Source organism: Kitasatospora sp. NPDC001309 (assembly GCF_042896295.1).
GTDB lineage: Bacteria > Actinomycetota > Actinomycetes > Streptomycetales > Streptomycetaceae > Kitasatospora.
The window spans coordinates 35,278-58,706 of sequence record NZ_JBIAXC010000034.1 but is presented as its reverse complement, the minus strand read 5'-3'; the positions used below and the strand labels follow the sequence as shown (position 1 = coordinate 58,706).

The window sequence follows — 23,429 nt, the reverse complement described above, 5'->3', positions numbered from 1 at the left end:
CGTCACCTCTCTCGTACCACCACGAATTCGGCGAGTGCGACGAAGTGCTCGCGCACCTCGTCGGACATGGGCACCTCGTCCAGGGCGGCGAGGGCAGTCGTGTGCTGGCGGCGGGCCTCCTCCTGGGTCCAGGCCCGGCCGCCGGCCTCCTCGATCAACGCGGCCCGGGCGGCGAGCTCGGGCTCGCCCTCCTCGCCCCGGCCCTTCGGGTCCGCGAGCTGCTCGGCCAGCCGGCGCGAGGCGGCGCCGCCCTCGGCGAGCGCCGCGGCGACCGGCAGGGACTTCTTGCGCTGGCGCAGGTCGCCCCAGTGCGGCTTGCCGGTGACCTCGGTCGCGCCCCAGATGCCGAGCAGGTCGTCCACCGCCTGGAAGGCCAGGCCCAGGTGGTGGCCGTAGCGCTGGAGGGCGTCCGAGACCTTGTCGTCGGCCCCGGCCAGGACGGCGCCGATCGCCGAGGCGGCGGCCAGCAGGGCCGCCGTCTTGCCGCCCTCCATCTCCAGGCACTCGGCGACGGTGACGCTGTCGCGCTGTTCGAAGGCGACGTCCATGGCCTGGCCGTCGATCAGTCTGCGGGTCGCGGTGGTGAGCAGCCGGACGGCGCGCGCGGCATCGGTGGGGCTCGCGCCGCCGGTCACCCCGGCGTCGAGCAGCACCTCCGTGCCGAGCGTCGCCAGGGCGTCGCCGACCAGGATCGCCTGGGCCGGGCCGAAGACCGTCCAGGCGGTGGCCCGGTGCCGTCGGGTCTCGTCACCGTCCATCAGATCATCATGGAGCAGGGAGAAGTTGTGCACCAGTTCAACGGCGACCCCGCCGGGCACCCCGACCTCGGGCGCCGCACCGGCCGCCTGGGCGGACAGCAGGGCCAGCGCGGGGCGCACGGCCTTGCCGCCGTCGCCCTCCACCGGGGTGCCGTCCCGGTCGATCCAGCCGAAGTGGTACGCGGCGACGGTGTCCATCGGTGCGGCCAGACGGGCGACGGTGGCCCGTAGCGGCGGGGCGCAGAGCGTCCGGCTGCGGGCCAGCAGCTCCGGCACCGAGACCGGTTCGGCGTGCGCCGTGCCTCCGACGGCGATGCCGGTGCGTGACTCCACGTGCGTTCCCTCTCCCTCGTGGTGCCGGACCGCACGGGGCGGCCGGGTACTGTCGGTGCGGCTGGTGTCGAAGCGGGCGGCGCCGAAGCGGGTGGTGCCGCGGCGCTCGGTGTCGGTACGGCCGATGGGGCCGACGGTACGCCCGTCGGCTCTGGCGGGCTCTCCGGCCGCAGGCCCCGCCGTCACCTGGGCCACCGCCCGTCGCCCCGGTCCACCGGCACCCTGGCACCGGCCGCGGCCAGCGCGGCGTCGGCGGCGGCGTGGCCGCTGCGCACCGCGCCCTCCATGGTCGCGGGCCAGCCGGTGGCGGTCCACGCGCCGGCCAGCAGCAGGCCGGGGACGCCGGTCGTGGCCCCGGGCCGCAGCGCGGCGCTGCCGGGCGCCCCGTCGAAGGTCGCGGTGCGCTCCCGGGTGACGAAGAAGTCCAGCACCTCGGCGCCGGCGGCGGCCGGCAGCAACCGGGCCAGCTCGGGCAGGTAGCGCTCGCGCAGCTCGGCGACCGGCAGGTCGATCTCGTCCTGGACGGCGGACTGGGACAGCGCCAGGTACTGGGCGCCGGGGTGGGCGCGGCCGATCGGGGTACCGGCCAGCCCGGAGTGGGTGGTGCGGTCGAAGACCCACTGGACCGGGCTGCCGAGCGCGGCGAAGAACGGCCGGCGCAGCACCTTGCGGTCGTAGACCACGTGCACGTTGAGGATCGGCGTGGTGCCGAAGTCCTCCAGCCGGTGGGGGACGGCGCCCGGCGGCAGCAGGGCGGCCGCGGTGTCCTGGGCGCCGGCCAGCACCACGGTGTCGGCGGTGAGCAGCTCGCCGGTGCCCGACTGGCCGCCCTCCAGCCGGACGGCGTGCTGGGGCGCGGCCGGCTTGAGCTCCGCGACCCGGGCGCGCAGCAGCACCCGCACGCCGGCGCGTTCCAGCTCGGCGAGCGCCCGGTCGTGGTGGATAGCGCCGAGCGGGACGGCGGCGATGCCGATGTCGGAGGCCCCCGGGTCGGAGAGCAGCCCGGTCTTGAAGACCATCGCGGCGAGCGCCAGGGACACCTGGTCGGCCCGGGCGTTCAGGGTGGCGACGCCGACCAGGTCCCAGAGCGCGGCCGTGGTGGCGGCGTTCTGCCCGTTGCGGCGCAGCCACTCGCCGAAGGAGAGCCCGTCCAGCGCCGGGTCGGCGAGGTCCAGGCCCTTGAGGGCGAGCGCGCCGCGGACCACCCGGGCGCGGTCGGCCGGGGACAGGTGCGGGTAGCGGGCGAGGCTGCCGGCCAGGTGCAGCGGGACGGGCAGGCCGGCCCGCCGCAGGCGGCCGAGGGTCCGCACCGGGGCCCCGGCGGGGCCGGTGACGGAGAGCACCGGGACGTCCAGCCGGTCCTGGAGGTGGGTCATCCGGGTGGCGCCCAGGCGCTCCAGCAGCCCGCGGTAGGCGGTGCAGCAGCGCAGGAAGACGTGCTGGCCGTTGTCGACGGTCAGGTCGCCGCGCTGGAAGGAGAAGGCCAGGCCGCCGAGCCGGGGGCGCCCCTCGGCGAGGGTGACCCGGTGGCCGGCCTCGGCCAGCCGCAGGGCGGTGGTGATCCCGGCCAGGCCGCCGCCGACCACGACGGCGGCCGGGCGCGCGGCATCGGCTCGCCCGGTCATCGGCCCTCCCCCTCGCAGTCGCCGGACCGCCCGGCGACGGTCGCTGCCGCCGGCGCGCTCACGGCCGGCGCCGCGGTCGACACGGCGCCACCCTGATGTGATTCCCCGCTGACACAGCGTGACAGAACCGTGGCGAGAATCAAGAACGCCCCCCGGCGAGCCCGGAAAGCGCCACGTACGCCTTCTCCCAGCCCGGGAGCGACACCCGGCCGCGCAGCACCGACTCCGGGTCGGCGGCGATCCGGCCGAGCAGCCGGTGGTAGATCCCGGCCATCGCGGCGGTGCAGGCGCGGCTGCGGCGGTCGAGCAGGGGCAGCAGCCGCAGGCCCTCCTCGAAGGCGGCCTGGGCACGGGCGGCCTCGAAGGCCACCAGCCCGGTGAAGTCCGCGCCGACCGGCGGCTTGGGCAGCGCGAAGCCCTGCTCGCAGCCGAACCTGGCCAGGTCCTCGGTGGGCAGGTAGGTGCGGCCGGTCAGGGCGTCCTCGCGCAGGTCGCGCAGGATGTTGGTGAGCTGCAGGGCCAGGCCCAGGGTGTCCGCGTACTGCGCCCCGCGCTCCGGGTCCTCGCAGCCGTAGACGCCCAGCGAGAGCCGGCCGATGGCACCGGCCACGCAGCGGCAGTAGACCTTGAGCTCCTCGTAGGTCTGGTACTCGGCGCCCTTGAGGTCCATCTCCACGCCGTCGATCAGCTCGTCGAAGCCGCCGAGCGGGATCGGGAAGCGCCGGGCCGCGTCGGCCAGGGCGACCTTGATCGGGTCGGTGTCGTCCTCGGCGACCGCCCCGGAGCGGACTTCGTCCACCAGCTCCCGGGTGCGCACCAGGGCCTCGGCCTTGCGGTCGGCCGGGAGGTCGCCGTCGCCGATGTCGTCCACCCGGCGGGCCAGCGCGTACAGGGCCGACATGGCCAGTCGCTTGGGCTCGGGCAGCAGGCGGATGCCGTAGCTGAAGTTGCGTGCCTGCAGTCCGGTGACTGCCTCGCAGTACCGGTACGCCGCCATGACCGGGGCCGACGCCAGTGGTGATGCCGCCACTCGGGCGTTCACCTTCCCTTCGCGAAGATGGCCGCCGCCTTCGCTGCGAGGCGGCGCTTGTCCGGCTTCGCCTGCCGGGCGAGCACGTCGTACCCGGCGTCCTCGACGGCCGCCAGGGCCGCGTAGCCGCCTGCGGTGAATCCCGCCAGGAGCAGTCGAAGCCTTCCCCGAACCGTACCTACCAATGGTGCGCCGCGGTCGAGCAGGGTGCGGGCCCGTTCGGCCTCGAAGGCGATCAGTTCCCGGACCGCACCGGTCGCGGTGGGTTCGGCGAGCTCCTCCTCGGTGACGCCGAAGCGCTCCAGGTCCTCGGCGGGGAGGTAGATCCGGCCGCGCGAGAGGTCCTCGGCCACGTCCTGGAGGTGTTCGACCAGCTGGAGGGCGGTGCAGATGGCGTCCGAGAGGGCGATCCGCTCGGGGGTGGAGACGCCGGCGATGGACAGCACCAGGCGGCCGACCGGGTCGGCGGAGAGCGTGCAGTAGCCGACCAGGTCGTCGTAGGTGGCGTAGCGGGCGGTGGTCTGGTCCACCCGGTTGGCCTCGATCAGACGGCGGAACGGCTCGGGCGTCAGGCCGTGCCGGTCGACCAGCGGGACGAGGGCGCCCAGCAGCGGGTGCCGGGGCTGCTCGGCACCGGCGGAGCGCAGCGCGGTCTCGAACACCCGGTCGAGGTCGCGCTCCAGCCCGTCGAGCAGGGCGAGCCGGAAGGAGACCTCCGCCGGGCCCGGCGGGCCGGACTGGGCCGAAGGAGTGGCGGGGGGCCGCTGCTCGATCCCCAGCAGGCCCGCGGTGGCGGCCGGATCGGCCAGGTCGCCGTCGCCGGCGTCGTCGACCAGCCGGGCGAAGCCGTAGACCGCCATCAGGTCGTCGCGCCAGGCCGCGGGCAGGAAGAAGGGGGCGACCGGGAAGTTCTCCGCGCCCGCCTTCTCCAGGGTCTGTCCCGCGGAAGGGTTCACCGGCGTATCTCTGGGCTGGGCCGAAGCCGACACTGCAGTCACTCCCCCGTTCTACACCGCTCGGTACCACCGGTCCGACTCGGACACGCGTCCGAGCGCGGGCGTCACGTACGGCACACCGCCCCCGCGCCCCCAGCCTGACACCACGCGCCGCGCCCGAGAAGAGCGCCCCGCCCGGCGCACGGTGGCGCTCACCCCCGCGGCGGCGGGCCACCCGGGGTAGCGGCGCACGCCGAAGGGCCGGCTCCGGGGTGTTCCCGGAGCCGGCCCTGGAGTGCCGGGGCCCTGCGGTGCCAGGCGCTGCGACGGCTGGGCGTTACGGGCGCTCGCCGCGCTCGTAGCGGCCGACGACCTCGTCGGTCGGGCCGTCCATGACCAGCTCGCCGGCCTCGATCCAGATGGTCCGCTCGCAGACCTCGCGGATCGAGTTGTTGTCGTGGCTGACCAGGAAGACCGTACCGGCGGAGCCGCGCAGCTCGTCGATGCGCTTCTTGCTGCGCTGCTGGAAGGCCTGGTCACCGGTGGCCAGGGCCTCGTCGATCAGCAGCACGTCGTGGGTCTTGGCGGCGGCGATGGAGAAGCGCAGCCGGGCGCCCATGCCGGAGGAGTAGGTGCGCATCGGCAGGGAGATGAAGTCCCCCTTGTCGTTGATCCCGGAGAACTCGACGATGTCCTGGTAGCGCGCCCGCACGTCGGCCGGCGACATCCCCATCGCCAGGCAGCCCAGGACGACGTTGCGCTCGCCGCTCAGCTCGTTCATCAGGGCCGCGTTGACGCCCAGCAGCGAGGGCTGGCCGTTGGTGTAGATGCCGCCCTTCTCGGTCGGCAGCAGGCCCGCGATGGCGGCCAGCATGGTCGACTTGCCGGAGCCGTTGGAGCCGATCAGACCGACCGCCTCGCCCTTGTAGGCGGTGAAGCTGATGCCCTTGACCGCGTGCACCTCGCGCACGCCGGAGGAGCGCTTGCGGCTGATGATGCGGCTCAGCGCCGAGGTGGCGCTGCCCTTGCCGGAACCGGCGCCGTGCACCCGGTAGACGATGTGCACGTCGTCGACGACGACGGTGGGCTCGCGGGCGATCTTGGTGTCGGCCACGGCGTCGCGCTTGCTCAGGTCGGTGTCAGCCACGGCCGTACTCCTCCTCGGCCTTCCAGAAGAAGACGTATCCGATGACGAAGATCCCGACCGCCCAGGCGATGCCGTAGGTCCACTGGTGCGGCGGCAGCGACTGGTGCGCGGGCAGGTGCTTGTTGTAGATCACCGGCGCGAAGGCGTGCCGGAGCAGGTCCATGTAGACCGAGGCCGGGTTGACGGCCATGATCGTCTGGAGGTAGTGCGGCCAGGTCGAGACCTTGTCCTGGATGCTGAACATCACGCCGGACAGGAACATCCAGGCCCGCATCACGAACGGGATCAGCTGGGAGATGTCGCTGGTCTTGGAACCGATCCGGGCGAAGATCAGCGAGACGCCGATGTTGAACAGGGTCTGGAGGAACAGCGCCGGGACGATCAGCAGCCAGGTCTTGCCGGGGGTGATGCCGGCGGCCAGCACGGTGATGACCAGCACCACCATCGAGATCAGCAGCTGCTGGAGCTGGATCACGGTGAAGGCGATCGGCAGGCTGGCGCGCGGGAAGTGCAGCGCGCGGATCAGGCCGAGGTTGTCGGAGATCGCCCGGGTGCCGGACTGCACCGCGTTCTGGGTGAACTGGAAGACGAAGACGCCGATGCAGAGCCAGGCGATGTAGGTGTTCGGCGGGAAGTTGTCCTTGCTCTTCAGGATCACGCCGAAGACCAGGTAGAACACGCCGCAGTTGAGCAGCGGGGTCACGACCTGCCAGAGCTGCCCGAGCTTGGCGTCGGTGTACTGGGCCACCAGGCGGGCGGTGGCGAAGGCCCAGATGAAGTGGCGCCTGGCCCAGAGCTGCTTGGTGTAGGCGAACAGACCGGGGCGGGCACCGCTCACCGACAGACCGTACTTGTCCGCAAGCTGCTTCGGGGTCAGGCCCGCGTCCGCCCCCCTCGGGGCTGAGAGGCTGACGGGTTCACTCACTGTCGACACATTCGTCCTTCGCGCGGGATCGGTCGGAGCGGCCGGTCGGCGGGGGTCCGCCGGCCTTGCGCCGATGGGGATCCTGGGGTCACGGGGGGGGTTCCGGCCGGTGTGTGGTCACCGGCCACGGCGATCGATCCTCTGATCCAATCAGATGATCGGAGGACGTCCCATCCTGGTCAGTCGCCAGACGGTACGCCATCGCATGGGCTTCCGCGGACCGCAGGGTTCGCGGAAGCCCGCCCGGAAACCGCTCAGCCAGGCCTTCAGCCCCTCCGCGGAGGGACGTCGGGCCAGGGTCAGCAGAAACCAGGTTCCCAGATAGAGAGGCACCAACGGGGCCGGAAGGTTCCGCCTCGCGAGCCAGACCCTGTTACGGGCCACGTTGTGGAAGTAGGCGGCGTGCCGGGCCGGCGAGGTGGCGGGGTGGTGCAGCACCACGTCCGCCCGGTAGTCGATGGCCCAGCCCGCGTCCAGGGCGCGCCACGCGAGGTCGGTCTCCTCGTGGGCGTAGAAGAACTCGGCCGGCAGCTGCCCGGCCTGCTCGAACACCTTGCAGCGCACGGCGCTCGCGCCGCCCAGGAAGGTGGTCACCCGGGAGGAGCGCATCGGGTCGCTGGCGCGCAGCCGGGGGACGTGCCGGCGCTGGGTGACGCCGGTGTCCGGGTCCTCGATCCGGAAGGAGACGATGCCCAGCTCCGGGTCGGCGGTGAAGGCCTCGCGCAGCAGGCGGGCGGAGTCGGTGCGCGGCAGCAGGCCGTCGTCGTCCAGGAAGAGGACGGCGTCCACCTCCCGGCCGTCCGGCCCGAACAGCTCGATGCCGACGTTGCGCCCGCCCGGGATGCCCAGGTTCTCCGGCAGCTCGACGCTGCGCACTCCGGCCGGCAGCGACGGCAGCTTCGCGCCCTGGCCGACCACGGCGAACTCGACCTCCGGGCCCTCCTGGGCGCGGACGGAGTCGATCAGGGCGTTGAGCTCGGCGGGCCGGTTGCCCATGGTGATGATGACGACGCCGAGGCGGAAGTTCTCCGCGGTGGTGGAGGACGTGGAAGTGGTCATCGGAGCCTGCTCGAAAGGACGATGCTCAGCAGGTGCAGCACGGTCTGCAGCATGGCGATGGCCGCCAGCACCACGACCGCGATCCGGGTGAAGAACAGTCCGCCGTGGACCGCGTCGGCGATCCCGGCCGCCAGGATGAACAGCGAGGCCTCGACCGCGCCGACCAGGCGGTGGAACTTGAGCAGCGAGGCGGCCCGGCGGGCCTTGGCCACCGAGGCGGACCGCGGCACCGAGGCGCTGTCCTCGACGGCCGTCAGGCCGCTGCGGGCGCGGGCCACGTCCACCAGGTCCGTCTCGGACTTGATCAGGATCGCGCCGAGCGCGGCCAGCGTGCCCAGGAAAGCCCACTCCCAGTGCGAGCCGCCGCCCTCGCGGTGCAGCAGGTCGGTGGCGCGCAGGCCGAGGCCGGTCAGCAGGGCCGCCTCGGACATGTAGTGCCCGACCCGGTCCAGGTAGACGCCGGTGAGCGAGGTCTGCCGGCGCCAGCGGGCCACCTCGCCGTCCACGCAGTCCAGCAGCAGGTAGACCTGGATCAGCAGCGCGCCCAGGACGGCGCCGGTGATGCCCGGCACGACCAGGGCGGCACCGGCCAGGATGCCGGTGAGCATCATCAGGTAGGTCAGGCCGTTGGGCGTGATCGCCGTCATGGTGGACAGCACGCGGGTGATCCGCAAGGAGATCTTCCGCATGTAGAGGCGCCCGGCCCAGTGCTCGGCGCTGCGGCGCTGGAGCATGCCCTCCGGATGGATCACCGCCCGCAGTTCCTCGATCGAGGGCCGGCGGGTCAGGTCCACCGGGGGCCGCTCGGCGCCCGCGGTGGAGGGGTCAGCTGTTGACGGCTTGGACATAGTCGGCGTACGCGTCCCTGATTGCGGAAGGGGAGAGGTCGAGGTGTTCCAGGATGGTGTAGCGGCCCGGGCGGGTGTTCGGAGCGTAGTGCACCGCCTCGGTGAACTCCGCTTCGGTGAAACCCATCTGAGCCGCGGTCACCGGCAGCCCGTGGCTCGCCAGGCGCTCCACGATCAGACCGGTCAGCTCGCGCTCGCCCCGCAGGAAGCTGGCGAACGCCGCGCCGAGGCCGACCTGTTCGCCGTGCTGGGCGGAACGCTTGGGGTACAGCACGTCCAGGGCATGCGAGATCTCGTGGCAGGCGCCCGACGAGGGCCGGGTGCTGCCCGCGATGTTCATCGCGATGCCGGACAGTACCAGGGCTTCCGCGAGGGCCGTCAGGAGGTCCTGGTCCTGAATGTTCCCTGGGTGCCGGAGCAGGTTCTCACCGGCCGAGCGGGCCATCGCGACGGCCAGCCCGTCCACCGGTTCGCCGGTGACGGTGTGCGACAACTCCCAGTCCGCGCAGGCCGAGATGTTGGAGACGACGTCCCCGATCCCGGCCGCCACGAAGCGCTGCGGGGCCTGCCGGATCACGTCCAGGTCGACGATGATGCCGATCGGGCCGGGGACCCCGTAGGAGCCCCGGCCGGCGTCGTTGTCGAGGGTGGAGACCGGGGAGCAGATGCCGTCGTGGGCGAGGTTGGTGGCCACCGCGACCACCGGCAGGCCGACCCGGGCGGCGGCGTACTTGGCGGCGTCGATGATCTTGCCGCCGCCGAGGCCGATGACCGCGTCGTAGTGCTTGCCGCGCATCTCCTCGGCGAAGCGCACCGCGCTGTCGAGGCTGCCGTCGTCCACGTTGTACCAGTCGGCGCCGGGCAGGGCCGGCTCCAGGCGCGCGCGCATCGCAGCGCCGGAGCCGTTGCTGATCGCCACCGCGATCCGGCCCGAGGCCGACAGCCTCTGGTCCGCGAGGATGCCGCCGAGCGCGTCCAGCGCGCCCGGGCGGATCTCCGCGAACAGCGGCGACGGGACCAGTCGGGTCAGTACTGGCACGCGATCTCCCGGGCCTTCGCCAGGTCGTCGTGGTTGTCGACCTCGACCCAGGAGACCTCGCCGATCGGCTGGACGTCGATCCGCAGGCCCCGGTCGACCATCTCCTGGTAGCCGTCCTCGTAGTACAGCTGGGGGTCGCGCTCGTAGGTGGCGCGCAGCGCGTCGGTCAGGTCGGCGGCGGCGGCCGGGTTGATCACCGTGACGCCGATGTACTCGCCGGTCGCCTCGGCCGGGTCCATCAGCTTGGTGATGCGGCGCATGCCGGCGGCCGGGTCGACGACGACCTTCATCTCCTCGTCGGCGAGCTTCTTCACCGTGTCGAGGGCGAGCAGGATGCCGGGGGCACGGCCCTCCTCGACGAGGCGCTGGTTGCCCTCCAGCATGGTGCGCTGGACGGAGGCCGGGTGGACGGTGTCGCCGTTGGCCAGCAGCAGGCCCTCGGCGAACAGCTCGCGGGCGCACCAGAGCGAGTAGGCGTTGTTCCACTCCTCGGCCCTGTCGTTCTCGACCAGGTGGAGCTTGACCCCGTACTTGCTCTCCAGGGCGTCCTTGCGGTCGTACACCGCCTCCTTGCGGTAGCCGACGACGATCGCCGCGTCGCGCAGTCCGACCTCGGCGAAGTTGCCCAGGGTGAGGTCCAGGACGGTCCGCTCCCCGTCGACCGGCACCAGCGCCTTGGGCAGGGTGTCGGTGTACGGGCGCAGCCGGCGGCCGGCGCCGGCTGCCAGAACGAGGCCGATCATGCGGGGTCTCCTGATCCGTGGTGCGTCGTGCGGTCCGCGCGGGGATGTGCCGACGGGCCCGGCGGCGCTGTCGCCGGTCGGCCCGGCGTACGGCCGGGCCCGGCGGCGGCGCGCCGGACCGGCACAGATCCGGGCAGCGTGTCGTAAGCGATGGTAGGCGACCCGGGCGACGCACCCGAACGCGGCCGGAGGCGCCGGGGTGACGACACGGTGGAGGTGCGGTGATCGAACAGGATGGGAACGGATACCGAACTGGCCTTCGGGACGAATGACCCTTCCGGGGCGTCCCGGACCGATTCCGGTACGGATCCGGACCGCCCCGCGTCATGATCCGCCCGGTTGTGCGTGGGACCCGTCCGGACCGCCACCCATACGGCAGACTGGAGCCCGACGACGGCGCCGGTGCCCGCGCCGCGTCCCGAGCCCCCCGACGGGTGCCCACGACGCGCTCGACGCTCCCGTTGCTCCCGCTCCCCCCTTCCGAAAGAGGCCCCATGCCCCAGAGTCCGCCGACCGACCCGACCCACTTCGCCGCCGAGATCGACAGCGGCCTGGACGTGGAGACAGACGTGACGGTCGACCCCCGGGCCACCGCCCCCGCGAGCACCGGGATCCTGCTGGAACTGGTCGACGACGAGGGCGTCACCATCGGCACCGGCGAGAAGCTCTGGGCCCACCAGCAGCCGGGCCGGCTGCACCGGGCCTTCTCGGTCTTCCTGTTCGACCGCCAGGGCCGGATGCTGCTGCAGCGCCGGGCGCTCGGCAAGTACCACTCCCCCGGCGTCTGGTCGAACACCTGCTGCGGGCACCCGTACCCGGACGAGCCGCCCTTCGTGGCCGCCGCCCGGCGCACCGCCGAGGAGCTGGGCCTCGCGCCGGCGCTGCTCTGCGAGGCCGGCACCGTCCGCTACGACCTGCCGGACGAGGCCACCGGGCTGATCGAGCGGGAGTGGAACCACCTGTTCGTCGGGCTGGTCACCGCGCCGGTGCGGCCGAACCCGGAGGAGGTCGAGGACTTCGCCTTCGTGACCGCGCAGGAGCTGCGCGAGCTGCGGGCCGAGCGGCCGTTCTCGGTCTGGTTCGAGACCGTCTTCGAGGCCGCGCTGCCGGGGATCCGGGAGATCGCCGGTCGGGACTGGTAGCGGACGGGAGTCCGTGGGGGTGGCCGTCCCCGGCCGGGGGCGGCCGCCCTCGTGCGGGGTCGCGCCGTCCCCGTGCGGGAGGGCGCCCGTCAGGACCCGGGCTCCGGGGGGACGGGCAGCGAGGCCCAGATGACCTTGCCGCCCTCCCCCGTGTGCTCGACGTCGCACACCCCGCCCGCCTGGAGGGTCACGCTCTTCACCAGCAGCAGGCCGCGCCCGCCGGTACGGCCGGTGTCGCTCTCCAGGGCCTTCGGCCGGTACGGGTCGCCGTCCTCGACCGAGACCCGCACCCAGCCCCGGCGCACCGACAGCTCGGTGGTCACCTCGGGCGACAGCTCGGCCGCGTGCTTCACCGCGTTGCCGACCAGCTCGGAGACGATCAGCAGCACGTCGTCCACCAGCTCCTGGTAGCGCACCCCGGTCATGCCCTGGGCCAGCAGGCGGTCCCGCACCGCGTGGCGGGTGCGCGGCACGGAGGCCTCGACGGCGGGCACCCGGAAGCGCCACACGCCCTCGACGGGACCGTCGGCCGTCGGTCGGCGGCCCGACCGGGCGCCGCGTCTCGGCTCGGCCTTCGCCGCCCCGCTGATCTGCTCCACGTCCAGCCGCCCTTCGTCCGCGACCCGGGAATCAGGCGATCCGCATCATGGCGCCCTCGGTCCACAGAGGCTAGGAGAGCGGTCGGTGCCTCCGTGGCAGCGTCGACAAGTTGCCCGTGTCGGATCGGTTCCGACCGGAATCGATCGCGGGCGGGGGCTTAACGGATCGTTTGCTTCGCCCTCGCCACCGCTTCGCCCGGTGTTCGAGCCCCCTCGCGAGCCCCCTCGCGAGCCGTCCCGGCCGGTCCGGACGGGCCGGGCGTCCCACGGCCCCGGCCCCTCGGACGGGGGGCGTGGCGGGGACGGTGGTGGGGGCCGAGGTGGAGGCCGCGGTGGGGCCGAGGAAACGCAGGTGAGAAGCACTCCGGAAGCCTGGTAATGTTCTCTCTGTCGCCGAGGGGGCGAGAGAAAAGCCCCCGAAGCACACACCCTGTCCGGGTGGCGGAATGGCAGACGCGCTAGCTTGAGGTGCTAGTGCCCTTTATCGGGCGTGGGGGTTCAAGTCCCCCCTCGGACACAATCGAAATTCCCCGTGGAATCCGAAAGGATCCCGCGGGGAATTTCTTTTTTCCGGCCCACGGCCGACTCCCCCTCGCGATCCACCGCCGACGGCGGTGTGGCGCCGGTCTCGTTGAGCGGTCCCGGCCGTCCGGAAACCGGACACGAGATGGCAACGATCGGGCGGTTTGAGCTTCCTCTGAGGTATTCGCCCCATTTGGAACCATAGGCTGCTGGGGTTTGTCCGGAATACCGACCCAAAACCGTAAAAGCGCCGACACCATCCGCTGAACCCCGAGCGAGAGGACCGATACGTTGAGTGAGCCCGATTCGCCCAAGGCATCACACCAGAACTACCGCCGATCGCTCGGCACGATCAGCCTGACCGCGGTCGGGCTCGGCTCGATCATCGGCTCCGGCTGGCTGTTCGGCGCCGAGCGGGCCGCCAGGCTGGCCGGCCCCGCCTCGATCCTCGCCTGGGTGATCGGCGCCGCCGTGGCGCTCACCATCGCGCTCACCTACAGCGAGCTCGGGTCGATGTTCCCCAAGGCCGGCGGCATGGTCCGGTACGGCCAGTACTCGCACGGCTCGCTGGCCGGCTACCTGGCCGCCTGGGCCAACTGGATCGCCATCGTCTCGGTCATCCCGGGTGAGGCCACCGCGTCCGTCCAGTACATGAGCTCCTGGCACTTCGACTGGGCCAAGGGCCTGTACGACGGCAAGGAACTCACGCTCAGCGGGGTGGCACTGGCCAGCGTGCTGCTGGTCGTGTACTTCGTCCTCAACTGGTTCGCGATCACGCTGTTCGCCAAGACCAACACGGCGATCACCGTGTTCAAGGTCGTCGTGCCGACGCTGACCGCCGGCGCGCTGCTCCTCGCGCACTTCGACACCTCGCACTTCACCCAGCCGGGCGGCTTCGCCCCGAACGGCTGGAGCGCGGTGTTCACCGCCGTCGCCGTCTCCGGCATCGTCTGGGCCTTCAACGGCTTCCAGTCGCCGCTCAACCTGGCCGGCGAGGCCCGCAACCCCGGCAAGTCGCTGCCCAAGGCCGTCATCGGCTCGATCCTGATCGCCCTGGTGATCTACGTCGCGCTGCAGATCGCGTTCATCGGCGCCATCCCGGCCGCCGACCTGTCGAACGGCTGGAGCAGCCTCTCCTACACCTCGCCGCTCGCGGACCTCGCGATCGCCTGGGGCATCAACTGGCTCGCGCTGCTGCTCTACGCGGACGCCTTCGTCTCGCCGTCCGGCACCGGCATGATCTACGCCGCCACCACCTCGCGCATGATCCACGGCGTGCAGGAGAACGGCCACCTGCCGAAGCTCTTCGGCAAGGTCGACGCCAAGACCGGAATCCCGCGCCCGGCGCTGCTGCTCAACCTGGTGGTCGCCTTCCTGTTCCTCGCGGTCTTCCGCGGCTGGGGCTCGCTGGCCGAGATCGTCTCCGTCGCCACCGTGATCTCGTACATCACCGGCCCGGTCGCCGTGATGGCGCTGCGCCGCCTCGCGCCGGACCTCCAGCGCCCGGTGAAGCTCAAGGCCATGCCGGTGATCGCGCCGGTCGCGATGGTCTTCGGCTCGCTGGTGCTGTACTGGGCCCGCTGGCCGCTCACCGGCAAGGTCATCCTGCTGATGGCCGCCGGTCTGCCGATCTGGGCCTGGTACGAGCTGCGCAAGCCCTTCGAGCAGTTGAAGCCGCACCTCAAGGCGGGCGCCTGGATGATCGCCTACCTGTTCGTGATGGCCGGGGTCTCCTGGGCCGGCAGCTCCGACTTCGGCGGGCACGGCTACCTGCCGGAGGGCTGGGACCTGCTGATCGTGGCCGCGATCGGCCTGGCCTTCTACTACTGGGGCGTCGCCAGCGCCTGGGCCAACCCCTCGCTGGCCGAGGTGCGCCGCGAGCTGGCGGCCGAGGCGGAGGCTGAGGCGTCCGCCGGGGCCGCGGAGCCTTCGCGGGTCTGAGCGGGTACACAGCAAGGAAGGGCCGGTCGGGTTTCCGACCGGCCCTTCGGCGTCGCCGGGGCGGGAGACCTGGGCGGGAGGCCGGGGCGGCCCGGGTCAGCCCCGGCGGGCGCGGCGGATCGCCGAGGTGAGCAGCGGGGGCAGCAGGTCCTTGGCGGCGCGCTTGGCGACGTTGACCGGGCGGCGCGCCTCGGCGGCGCGGGCGCGGCGGGCGGCGAGGTCCAGCGCGGCCTCGTCCCGGGCCGTCCGGTACGCGTCCTCGGGCGCCGACGCCCCGGCCGCCCCCGGCCGGTGCCGGGAGGGGCGGAACGGCCGGATGCCCTCCGTACTGCCGGTCATCCGCAGCACCTGCCGGTGGTTGAGGGTCTCGGCGCTGAGCTCGCAGCCGACGGCGAGGTCCACCCGGTCGAGCAGGTCGCGCTGGAACGGCTCCGGGTCGCCCCAGGTCCCGTAGAACTTGCACTCGGTGAGCACGATCGGCCTGAGGCCGTGGTTGAACACCGCCTCCCAGGTCGCCGCGGCGACGCCGGGGGTGTGCTGGGACCGGTAGTCGTCCAGGACCACGACGCCCTGCTCCTGCAGCGCGGTCCGGGCCACCTGGAGGTCGCCCACCACGTGCTCGTACAGGTGCGAGGCGTCGATGTGGACGAAGCGGTAGGCCCCCGCCGGGACCCGTCCGCCCGCGAGCGCCGAGGTCGGGGCCTGGACGATGTCCGGCAGCCGGTCGTGGAAGGACAGGTAGTTGGCCTCGAAGGCCGAGCGGGTCAGCGTCTTCCGGTAGGAGTGGTCCATCTCGCTGGAGTTCTCGTCGTCCGGCGCGTCCGAGTCGAACAGGTCACAGACGGTGAACGTCTCCCCGGGCCGGAGGTGCTCCCCGATCACGATCGCGCTGCGGCCGAGGTAGGCGCCCATCTCCATGAGGTGGCCGGTGACGCCCCGCTCCGCCTGACGCCCGAGGAACCACTCGAAGGAGTGCCGGTCGTGGTCCCAGAACCATCCCGGTACGTCCTCCAACACGGCCGGCCCGACGGGCTGCTGCGGTTCGCCCTTCAACGCGGTGTCGGTCACGGGATGCTCCTTAGCAGTGCGGATGACCTGCGGGTTCCGAGCCGCACCTCGGCGCGGTGGCGGCCTGCCCGGCCCCGGACACGAACCGGATCACCGCTCGTGCACGAGGCGCCCCCCATCGACAGTAGGCCCCCGCCGCGGAGTCCGCCGCCCACCGCGACGGGTGCCCTGTCCGGCCGAGGCGGGATCGGCTCTTGTGCGCGGCCGTCCGGCCGCCTTGACTGACCTTCCGACTCGCCCTGTCGGCCGAACGGCGGCTGACCAGTGGAAAGGACGATCCGTGGAGCAGGAGTACGCGGAGTACGGCGACCAGTACATCGACGGCGCCTGGCGGCCCTCCCGGGACTCCGGCACGATCGCCGTGCTCAACCCCGCCACCGAGCGGGTGCTCGCCACCGTACCGGCCGGTGCGGCGGCCGACGTCGACGCCGCGGTCGCGGCGGCCCGCCGGGCGGCCCGGGGCTGGGCCGCCGCCACCCGCGAGGAGCGGCTGGCGCCGCTCACCCGGCTGCGGGACGGACTGGCCGACGCCCAGGCCGAGATCACCTCGACCGTGGTCGCCGAGCTGGGCGCCCCGGTCGGCTTCGCCGGGGCCGTGCACGCCGGGCTGCCGCTGACCGTGGCGACCTCGTACCTGAGCCTGCTGGCCGGCTACCCCTTCGAGGAGCGGATCGGCAACTCGGTGGTGTTCGCCGAACCGGCCGGGGTGGTCGCGGCGATCACGCCGTGGAACTACCCGCTGCACCAGATCGTGGCCAAGGTCGTCCCGGCGCTGGCGGCCGGCTGCCCGGTGGTCCTCAAGCCGGCCGAGGACACCCCGCTGGTGGCCCGGCTGTTCGCCCGGCTGGTGGACGAAGCCGGCTTCCCGGCCGGGGTGTTCAACCTGGTGACCGGCACCGGGGCGGTCGCGGGCGCGGCGCTCGCCGCCCATCCGGAGGTGGACGTGGTGTCCTTCACCGGCTCCACCGCCGTCGGCCGGCAGGTCGCCGAGGCGGCCGGGCGCGGGCTCAAGCGGGTCGCCCTGGAGCTGGGCGGAAAGTCCGCCAACGTGGTGCTGCCGGGCGCCGACCTGGCCCGCGCGGTGAACGTGAACGTCGCCAACGTCTTCGCCAACTCCGGCCAGACGTGCAGCGCCTGGACCCGGCTGCTGGTGCACGCGGACCAGTACGAGGAGGCGGTCGCGCTCGCCGCCAAGGCCGCCGAGAAGTACGTCCCGGGCGACCCGGCCGACCCGCGGACCCGGATCGGCCCGCTGGTCAACGCCCGGCAGCTGGAGCGGGTGCGCGGCTACCTGGCGGACGCGCTCGCCCAGGGCGCCCGGCTGGTGGCCGGCGGTCCGGAGCCACTGGCCGAACTCCCCACCGGCCACTACGTCCGGCCGACCGTCCTCGCCGACGTCACCCCGGAGATGACGGTGGCCCAGGAGGAGGTGTTCGGCCCCGTCCTGGTGGTCCTGCGCTACGACGACGAGGACCACGCCGTCGAGATCGCCAACGGCACCGCCTACGGGCTGGCCGGCGGCGTCTGGGCGGCGACCACCGACACCGCCGCCGCCTTCGCCCGCCGGCTGGACACCGGACAGGTGGACCTCAACGGCGGCCGGTTCAACCCGCTGGCCCCGTTCGGCGGTTACAAGGACTCCGGGCTCGGCCGCGAGCTGGGGCGGCACGGACTGGAGGAGTTCCTGCAGTACAAGTCGCTCCAGTACTAGGAGACTTGACGGCCGGGGCGGGGCGCCCGACCACCGGGCCGCCGAACGGAAGGTTCGGCGGCCCGGTGTCACGGCGGGCTCCTCCGGCCCGGTCGGAGCAGGGGCCGGCCGGAGCAGGGACCGGTCGGGCCAGGGGCCGGTCAGGCCAGGTCGACGCCCGGGTAGAGCGGGAACGGTGCCAGCAGGTCGGCGGCGCGCTTGGCGATGCCGTCGCGGAGAGCCTCGTCGAGGGCGTAGTTCGCCTTGGAGGGAGCGCCGTTGGCCGTGGTGGTGGGGGTGGTGCCGCGCAGGACGGTGTCGATCAGGGCGGCGATCTCGTCCATCTCGGCGGTGCCCAGGCCGCGGGTGGTGAGCGCCGGGGTGCCGAGCCGCACGCCCGAGGTGTACCAGGCGCCGTTCGGGTCCTGCGGGACGGAGTTGCGGTTGGTGACGATGCCCGAGTCCAGCAGCGCCGCCTCGGCCTGACGGCCCGTCAGACCGTAGCCGGAGACGTCGGCGAGCACCAGGTGGTTGTCGGTGCCGCCGGTGACCAGCTTGCCGCCGCGGCGCAGCAGGCCCTCGGCGAGCGCCCGGGCGTTGTCGACCACGGCGCGGGCGTAGGTGCGGAACTCGGGACGGCGGGCCTCGGCGAGGGCGACGGCCTTGGCGGCCATCACGTGCGAGAGCGGGCCGCCGAGCACCAACGGGCAGCCGCGGTCCACGTGTTCGGCCAGGGCGGCGGTGCTGAGCACCATGCCGCCGCGCGGGCCGCGCAGGGACTTGTGGGTGGTCGTGGTGACGATGTGGGCGAACGGCACCGGGTCGTGGTCGCCGGTCAGCACCTTGCCCGCGACCAGGCCGGCGAAGTGCGCCATGTCGACCATGAGGGTCGCGCCGACCTCGTCCGCGATCTCGCGCATCCTGCGGAAGTCCACCAGCCGCGGGTAGGCGGAGTAGCCCGCCACCAGGATCAGCGGGCGGAACTCGCGGGCGGTCTCGCGCAGCGCGTCGTAGTCGATCAGGCCGGTGACCGGGTCGGTGCCGTAGCTGCGCTGCTCGAACATCTTGCCCGAGATGTTGGGCCGGAAGCCGTGGGTGAGGTGGCCGCCGGTGTCCAGCGACATGCCGAGCATCCGCTGGTTGCCGAGTTCCTGGCGCAGCTCGGCCCAGTCCTGCTCGGTGAGGTCGTTGACGTTGCGCACCTTGGCCCGCTCCAGGGCCGGGCTCTCGACCCGCTGGGAGAGCACCGCCCAGAAGGCGGTGAGGTTGGCGTCGATGCCCGAGTGCGGCTGGACGTAGGCGTGTTCGGCGCCGAACAGCTCGCGGGCGTGCTCGGCGGCGATCGCCTCGACGGTGTCGACGTTGCGGCAGCCCGCGTAGAAGCGGCGGCCGACGGTGCCCTCGGCGTACTTGTCGCTGAGCCAGTTGCCCATGGTGAGCAGGACGGCCGGGGAGGCGTAGTTCTCGCTGGCGATCAGCTTGAGCGAGGCGCGCTGGTCCTCCAGCTCCCGGCCGATGGCGGCGGCGATCCGGGGCTCCACGCCGGCCACCACGTCCAGGGCGCTGCGGAAGGAGGTGTCGGCGGCGGGGCTCGCGGTGGTGTGGGGCGTCTGCTCGGACTGGGCCATGGCGGTCTCCTGGTGGGGATGCGGGGCGGCCCAGGCGCTCGGCAACGACGTGAGGATCCACGGGACCGCTTCCCGATGGTCGATTCCATCCCTACGCGCCAGTCGCGGTCCTCCGGGATCGTACCAATACCCCGGGGACTGTGGCGGAGGTCTCAGAATGCGGAACGGGCCGTCCGCTTCGGTGCGGTATGTCCGTTCTCCTGCAACGGCCGTGTTGCGGGGAAATGAAGCCGCCACAATTCCCGAAACAGTCCGGAAGGAATTCCCGAAGGGCGCCTTCCAGTGATTTGCGGAAGGCCGGACGCATCCGATCTGATGGCGCTCGAACGGCCGCCGGGAAACCCCCGGGAGCCGGTTCGGAAATGCCCACCAGCGCACCCTCACCCATGGGGCGGCGGAGAATTCGGGGAGTACGCCTCTCATGGCAGCGGTCGACACAGTCGCAGTTACCGGCCCGGCCCCCGGGCCGACCCCGGGACCGGCCCCCGGACCGACCCCCGGACCGGCCGCACCGAGCCTGCTGCGCCGGGTGCTGCGCGACCGGGTCGGCGCCGCCGCCTCCGCCGTCGTCCTGCTGTTCCTGCTGCTCGCCCTGGCCGCGCCGCTGGTCGCCGCCCTGTACGGGAAGAACCCGGTCGAGCACTACGGCCAGAACACTCCCGGCCTGCTCAGCGACGGCGGCCTGCCGATGCTGCCGAACGGCGGGATCTCCGGCGAGTTCTGGTTCGGCCTGGAGCCCGGCCTCGGCCGGGACGTGCTGACCCAGCTGCTGTACGGCATCCGCACCTCGCTGCTGATCGCCTTCGCCGCGGCCGCCGTGACCACCACGCTCGGCGTGCTGGCCGGGGTCGCGGTCGGCTACCTCGGCGGGATCGCGGACCGGCTGTTCGGGTTCCTCGCCAATGTGCTGCTGGCCTTTCCGACCCTGCTCCTGCTGCTCGCGCTCAGCCCGGTGATCCAGTCCCGACTGGTCGATCCGGGCGCCGCGGAACCGGAGTGGATGCAGTTCCTGGTGCTGATCCTGGTCTTCTCCGCGTTCGGCTGGATTCCGCTCGCGCTTTCCCTCCGGGCCACCGTCCGCTCACTCCGGGAAAGGGATTTCGTGCAGTCCGCCCGGGCGCAGGGGGCGAGCCGCCTCCACATCGTCGTCCACGAACTGCTGCCGAACGTCCGCTCCCAGCTGATCGTGCACGCCACCATGGCCGTACCGACCTTCGTCGCCTCCGAGGCCGCGCTGTCCTTCCTCGGCGTCGGCATCACCGAGCCCGTCCCCGACTGGGGGCGGATGATCTCGCGCGGCTCGGAGGTCTTCCAGGCCGACCCGACCTACCTGGTCTTCCCGGGCGTGGCCCTGCTGGTGTTCGTGCTCGCCTTCAACCTGCTCGGCGACGCCCTCCGGGACGCGCTGGACCCGCGCCGCGCCCGCTGAGCCCCCCTTCCGCTTCCCCGCCCCGTCCGCTTCCGCTTCCCGTTCCGCTTCCCCTGATCAACCATCCGAGCCCGCCCCGACCGGACGTGTCGGGGCAAGGAGGGATTCGCCATGCGCTGGACCAAACCGTCGCTCGCCGTCATCGCCACCGCCCTGCTGGCGACCTCCTGCTCGGCAGGCGCCGGCAGCACCGGCCCCGCCGCCGGCGGGGCCCCGGCCAAGGAGACCTCGCCGCTGACCGCGGCGCTCGGCACCGAGAAGGACAGCGCGGGCCCCGCCCCGGCCGTCCCCGGCGCCCGCCCGGGCGGCACGGTCAACGTGTACAACAGCGTCGAGTTCCGCCACCTGGACCCGCAGAAGGTCTACGCGGGCGCCTCGTACAACGCCTCGCTGCTCTGGGGCCGCCAGCTGACCCAGTACCAGGTCGTCGACGGCAAGGCCAAGCTGGTCGGCGACCTGGCCACCGACACCGGCACCCCGACCGACGGCGGGCGCACCTGGACGTACCGGCTCAAGGAGGGCGTGGCCTGGGAGGACGGCAAGCCGATCACCGCCCAGGACGTCAAGTACGGCATCGAGCGCACCTTCGGCAAGGGCTACGAGGTCGGCCCGCCGTACTGGCCGCAGTGGCTCACCGGCGAGGCCAGCTACGAGGCCGCGCGCGCCAAGTACGCCGGACCGCAGGCCGGTGACCTGGACGCGATCGGGACCCCGGACGAGCGCACCCTGGTCTTCCACTTCCCGCAGCCGCAGGCCGACGTGCCGTACATGGCCGCGCAGTCCTCCTCCTCGCCGGTGCGCCGGGACAAGGACACCGGGACGGACTACGACCGGCTGCCGTTCGCCAGCGGCCCGTACCGGATCGTCGAGCACGTCCAGAACACCCGCATGGTGCTGGAGCGCAACCCGGCCTGGAAGGCGGAGACCGACCCGATCCGCAACCAGTACCCGGACAAGTTCGTGTTCACGTACGGCAAGGAGGCGCTCAACGGCAACCAGGAGATCCTCTCCGGGCGGGACGGCGGCGCCAACGCCACCACCGCCTCCGACGAGCTCTCCCCCGAGCTGTACCAGTCCGCCGACACCGACCCCAAGGCCAAGGACCTGGTCGTCTCCGGCCGCCGGGGCGCCTTCGTCACCCAGCTGGTGATCAACAACGAGCGGGTGCCGGACGTCGAGGTGCGCAGGGCCCTCAACCTCGCCTACCCGCGCCAGCAGGCCCGGCAGGTCCAGGGCGGCTCCCGGACCGGCGAGCTCGCCACCACGCTCAGCTCGCCCGCGCTGATCGACTGGCAGAAGTACGACCTCGACCCGGCCAGGCCCGAGGGCGACCCGGAGGCCGCCAAGGCCGCGCTCGCCAAGGCCAAGCAGGCGCCGGCCAGCCTGACGTACGCGTACAAGAACACCCCGGACGGGCAGCGCGTCGCCCAGGTGCTGGTGGACGGCTTCGGCAAGGCGGGCATCACCGTGGTGCCCAAGCCGATCGACCCCAAGGCCTTCCTGGACGAGGTGCACCGGGCGGACTCGCCGTACGACCTGTTCGAGGAGACCAGCTCCGTCGACTGGCCGACCCCGTCCACGCTGATCCCGTTCTCCTTCGACGGCCGGGCCGGCAGCGACATCAACTCCGCGCGCTACCGCAACCCCGCGGTCGACAAGGAGATCGACCGGATCAACCAGATCGGCGAACCGCGCGCCAAGGCCAAGGAGCTGTACGCGCTGGAGCAGACCGTGATGAAGGACCTGCCGGTGCTGCCGCTCACCTACCCGACGGTCAACCAGCTGCGCGGCAGCAACGTCGGCGGGGCGTTCATCCACCCGATCTACGGGGCGGTCGGGCTGACCTGGCTGTACCTGAAGTCGTGACGGCTCGGGGGCCTCTGAGGCTGACACTCCGAGGCCCCCGGCTCCCGGCCCGTCCCCGTTTCCGTTTCCGTTTCCGTTTCCGTCCCGTCGACCCCGGACCGGCCATGCTCTCCTTCGCCCTGCGGCGGACCCTCCAGGCGCTCGGCGTCCTGCTCGCGGTCTCCGCCGCCGCCTTCGCCCTCTTCTACGCCGCGCCCGCCGACCCCGCCCGCGCCGCCTGCGGCCCGCGCTGCGACAGCGGACAGATCGCGGCGGTGCGCCAGAGCATGGGCCTGGACCAACCACTGCTCGCCCAGTACACCGACTACCTGGTCGGCGTGGCCGCCGGGCGGGACATCAACGACGTGGACGGCTCGGTCATCCACTGCGCGGCCCCCTGCCTCGGCTACTCCTACCGACTGCACCAGCCCGTCACCGAGGCGCTGGCCGAGCACCTGCCCGTCACCTTCTCGCTGACCGCCGGGGCGCTCGCCGTCCTGCTGGTCCTCGGCCTCGGCACCGGGTTCGTCTCCGCGCTGCGGCACGGCCGCCGCACCGACCGGCTGCTGTCCGCCTTCACCCTGGTCGGCGCGAGCGTGCAGATCTACTTCCTCGGCTACCTCGCGCAGTGGGCGCTGGTGTACTCCACGGGCCTGCTGCCGCTGCCCTCCTACACCCCGCCCGGCGAGGACCCGGCGGCCTGGGCGGGCGGGATGCTGCTCCCCTGGCTCGTCCTCGGCTTCGTCAACTCGGCCGTGTTCGCCCGGCTCTCGCGCTCCCAGCTGCTGGAGACCATGAACGAGGAGTACGTCCGCACCGCCCGCGGCAAGGGGCTGGGCCGGCTGCGCGCCCACCTCAAGTACACCTCGCGCGGGGCCGCCGGGCCGCTGGTGCAGCTGCTCGGGCTGGAGGCCGGGGTGCTGCTCGGCGGGGCGGTGATCACCGAGACGGTGTTCGGGCTGAACGGGGTCGGGCGGTTCGCCGCCCAGGCGGTGTCCGGGCAGGACCTGCCGGCCGTGGTCGGCGCGGTGCTGCTGGCCGCCTGCTTCGTGGTGCTGTTCGTCGCGCTGGCGGACCTGGCGGTGGCCTGGCTCGACCCGCGCATCCGACTGGGCTGAGAGGA

Annotated in this window: 19 protein-coding genes, 1 tRNA gene and 1 riboswitch; of the genes, 7 read left to right on the top strand and 13 right to left on the bottom strand. The window is 72.8% G+C overall.

Going from position 1 to position 23,429, the window contains the following annotated elements:
• Positions 1–2: 2 nt before the first annotated feature.
• The 10 genes from ACFY2K_RS29325 to ACFY2K_RS29280 form a co-directional block, all read right to left on the bottom strand.
• Positions 3–1,091, bottom strand: coding sequence for a polyprenyl synthetase family protein (locus ACFY2K_RS29325; protein WP_375885251.1), 1,089 nt, complete (start codon positions 1,089–1,091; stop codon positions 3–5).
• A gap of 182 nt (positions 1,092–1,273) precedes the next feature.
• Positions 1,274–2,716, bottom strand: a complete 1,443-nt coding sequence (gene hpnE / locus ACFY2K_RS29320; RefSeq protein ID WP_380589586.1) for a hydroxysqualene dehydroxylase HpnE — start codon at positions 2,714–2,716, stop codon at positions 1,274–1,276.
• A 139-nt stretch (positions 2,717–2,855) separates the two neighbouring features.
• A complete protein-coding gene (gene hpnD, locus ACFY2K_RS29315; protein ID WP_375885318.1) occupies positions 2,856–3,713 on the bottom strand; it encodes a presqualene diphosphate synthase HpnD in 858 nt (285 codons plus the stop codon).
• A gap of 41 nt (positions 3,714–3,754) precedes the next feature.
• Positions 3,755–4,702, bottom strand: a complete 948-nt coding sequence (gene hpnC / locus ACFY2K_RS29310; protein ID WP_375885247.1) for a squalene synthase HpnC — start codon at positions 4,700–4,702, stop codon at positions 3,755–3,757.
• A 316-nt stretch (positions 4,703–5,018) separates the two neighbouring features.
• Positions 5,019–5,828 carry an ABC transporter ATP-binding protein gene (locus ACFY2K_RS29305; protein ID WP_375885244.1) on the bottom strand — a complete coding sequence of 270 codons (810 nt, stop codon included), beginning with the start codon at positions 5,826–5,828 and terminating at the stop codon, positions 5,019–5,021.
• Complete coding sequence (locus ACFY2K_RS29300; RefSeq protein WP_375885242.1) at positions 5,821–6,762, bottom strand: ABC transporter permease; 942 nt, start codon at positions 6,760–6,762, stop codon at positions 5,821–5,823. Before ACFY2K_RS29300 ends, ACFY2K_RS29305 begins: the two co-directional genes overlap by 8 nt.
• A gap of 141 nt (positions 6,763–6,903) precedes the next feature.
• Entirely contained in the window at positions 6,904–7,812 is a 909-nt protein-coding gene (locus ACFY2K_RS29295; RefSeq protein ID WP_375885241.1) for a glycosyltransferase family 2 protein, read from the bottom strand.
• A complete protein-coding gene (locus ACFY2K_RS29290; RefSeq protein WP_375885317.1) occupies positions 7,809–8,546 on the bottom strand; it encodes a CDP-alcohol phosphatidyltransferase family protein in 738 nt (245 codons plus the stop codon). Before ACFY2K_RS29290 ends, ACFY2K_RS29295 begins: the two co-directional genes overlap by 4 nt.
• A 91-nt stretch (positions 8,547–8,637) precedes the next feature.
• Positions 8,638–9,699, bottom strand: coding sequence for an iron-containing alcohol dehydrogenase family protein (locus tag ACFY2K_RS29285; RefSeq protein WP_387715424.1), 1,062 nt, complete (start codon positions 9,697–9,699; stop codon positions 8,638–8,640).
• Positions 9,687–10,442: a sugar phosphate nucleotidyltransferase gene (locus ACFY2K_RS29280; RefSeq protein ID WP_375885235.1), complete on the bottom strand. Its 756-nt coding sequence runs from the start codon at positions 10,440–10,442 to the stop codon at positions 9,687–9,689. The genes ACFY2K_RS29285 and ACFY2K_RS29280 overlap by 13 nt, the downstream gene beginning before the upstream one ends.
• Before the next feature lie 494 nt (positions 10,443–10,936).
• Between ACFY2K_RS29280 and idi the strand changes: the two genes are divergently transcribed.
• Complete coding sequence (gene idi / locus ACFY2K_RS29275) at positions 10,937–11,584, top strand: isopentenyl-diphosphate Delta-isomerase (protein ID WP_380522615.1); 648 nt, start codon at positions 10,937–10,939, stop codon at positions 11,582–11,584.
• 89 nt (positions 11,585–11,673) lie between these two features.
• On the opposite strand, the gene ACFY2K_RS29270 is transcribed toward idi, so the two are convergent.
• Entirely contained in the window at positions 11,674–12,183 is a 510-nt protein-coding gene (locus ACFY2K_RS29270; RefSeq protein WP_375885231.1) for an ATP-binding protein, read from the bottom strand.
• Between the two features lie 432 nt (positions 12,184–12,615).
• Here ACFY2K_RS29270 and ACFY2K_RS29265 point away from each other — a divergent pair.
• Positions 12,616–12,700: transfer RNA gene (locus ACFY2K_RS29265), tRNA-Leu, on the top strand.
• Between the two features lie 296 nt (positions 12,701–12,996).
• The gene (locus ACFY2K_RS29260) at positions 12,997–14,646 is read left to right on the top strand and encodes an APC family permease (protein ID WP_380589583.1); all 1,650 of its coding nucleotides are present in this window, start codon (positions 12,997–12,999) and stop codon (positions 14,644–14,646) included.
• A gap of 96 nt (positions 14,647–14,742) precedes the next feature.
• Here ACFY2K_RS29260 and ACFY2K_RS29255 read toward each other — a convergent pair whose 3' ends face one another.
• Positions 14,743–15,714, bottom strand: coding sequence for a class I SAM-dependent methyltransferase (locus ACFY2K_RS29255; protein WP_380522612.1), 972 nt, complete (start codon positions 15,712–15,714; stop codon positions 14,743–14,745).
• A gap of 280 nt (positions 15,715–15,994) precedes the next feature.
• On the opposite strand from ACFY2K_RS29255, the gene ACFY2K_RS29250 reads away from it, so the two are divergent.
• The gene (locus ACFY2K_RS29250) at positions 15,995–17,425 is read left to right on the top strand and encodes an aldehyde dehydrogenase family protein (RefSeq protein ID WP_380522611.1); all 1,431 of its coding nucleotides are present in this window, start codon (positions 15,995–15,997) and stop codon (positions 17,423–17,425) included.
• Between the two features lie 140 nt (positions 17,426–17,565).
• Here ACFY2K_RS29250 and ACFY2K_RS29245 read toward each other — a convergent pair whose 3' ends face one another.
• Positions 17,566–19,032: a glycine hydroxymethyltransferase gene (locus ACFY2K_RS29245; protein ID WP_387715418.1), complete on the bottom strand. Its 1,467-nt coding sequence runs from the start codon at positions 19,030–19,032 to the stop codon at positions 17,566–17,568.
• A 21-nt stretch (positions 19,033–19,053) separates the two neighbouring features.
• Positions 19,054–19,148, bottom strand: a riboswitch (ZMP/ZTP riboswitch).
• A 305-nt stretch (positions 19,149–19,453) separates the two neighbouring features.
• On the opposite strand from ACFY2K_RS29245, the gene ACFY2K_RS29240 reads away from it, so the two are divergent.
• The 3 genes from ACFY2K_RS29240 to ACFY2K_RS29230 all read left to right on the top strand — a co-directional run bounded on the left by ACFY2K_RS29240 (position 19,454) and on the right by ACFY2K_RS29230 (position 23,424).
• Positions 19,454–20,461 carry an ABC transporter permease gene (locus tag ACFY2K_RS29240; RefSeq protein WP_387715415.1) on the top strand — a complete coding sequence of 336 codons (1,008 nt, stop codon included), beginning with the start codon at positions 19,454–19,456 and terminating at the stop codon, positions 20,459–20,461.
• 111 nt (positions 20,462–20,572) lie between these two features.
• On the top strand, positions 20,573–22,327 hold the full coding sequence (locus ACFY2K_RS29235) for an ABC transporter substrate-binding protein (protein WP_387715412.1): 1,755 nt from the start codon (positions 20,573–20,575) through the stop codon (positions 22,325–22,327).
• A 104-nt stretch (positions 22,328–22,431) separates the two neighbouring features.
• Positions 22,432–23,424, top strand: coding sequence for an ABC transporter permease (locus ACFY2K_RS29230; RefSeq protein WP_380522607.1), 993 nt, complete (start codon positions 22,432–22,434; stop codon positions 23,422–23,424).
• The last annotated feature ends 5 nt before the right edge of the window (positions 23,425–23,429 follow it).

Bases quoted from the DNA above. Each gene is read 5' to 3' on its own strand.
- hpnE (WP_380589586.1), bottom strand. From the start codon at position 2,716: ATGACCGGGCGAGCCGATGCCGCGCGCCCGGCCGCCGTCGTGGTCGGC.
- hpnD (WP_375885318.1), bottom strand. From the start codon at position 3,713: ATGGCGGCGTACCGGTACTGCGAGGCAGTCACCGGACTGCAGGCACGC.
- ACFY2K_RS29295 (WP_375885241.1), bottom strand. From the start codon at position 7,812: ATGACCACTTCCACGTCCTCCACCACCGCGGAGAACTTCCGCCTCGGC.
- ACFY2K_RS29290 (WP_375885317.1), bottom strand. From the start codon at position 8,546: ATGCTCCAGCGCCGCAGCGCCGAGCACTGGGCCGGGCGCCTCTACATG.
- ACFY2K_RS29280 (WP_375885235.1), bottom strand. From the start codon at position 10,442: ATGATCGGCCTCGTTCTGGCAGCCGGCGCCGGCCGCCGGCTGCGCCCG.
- idi (WP_380522615.1), top strand. From the start codon at position 10,937: ATGCCCCAGAGTCCGCCGACCGACCCGACCCACTTCGCCGCCGAGATC.
- ACFY2K_RS29245 (WP_387715418.1), bottom strand. From the start codon at position 19,032: ATGGCCCAGTCCGAGCAGACGCCCCACACCACCGCGAGCCCCGCCGCC.
- ACFY2K_RS29240 (WP_387715415.1), top strand. From the start codon at position 19,454: ATGGCAGCGGTCGACACAGTCGCAGTTACCGGCCCGGCCCCCGGGCCG.
- ACFY2K_RS29235 (WP_387715412.1), top strand. From the start codon at position 20,573: ATGCGCTGGACCAAACCGTCGCTCGCCGTCATCGCCACCGCCCTGCTG.
- ACFY2K_RS29230 (WP_380522607.1), top strand. From the start codon at position 22,432: ATGCTCTCCTTCGCCCTGCGGCGGACCCTCCAGGCGCTCGGCGTCCTG.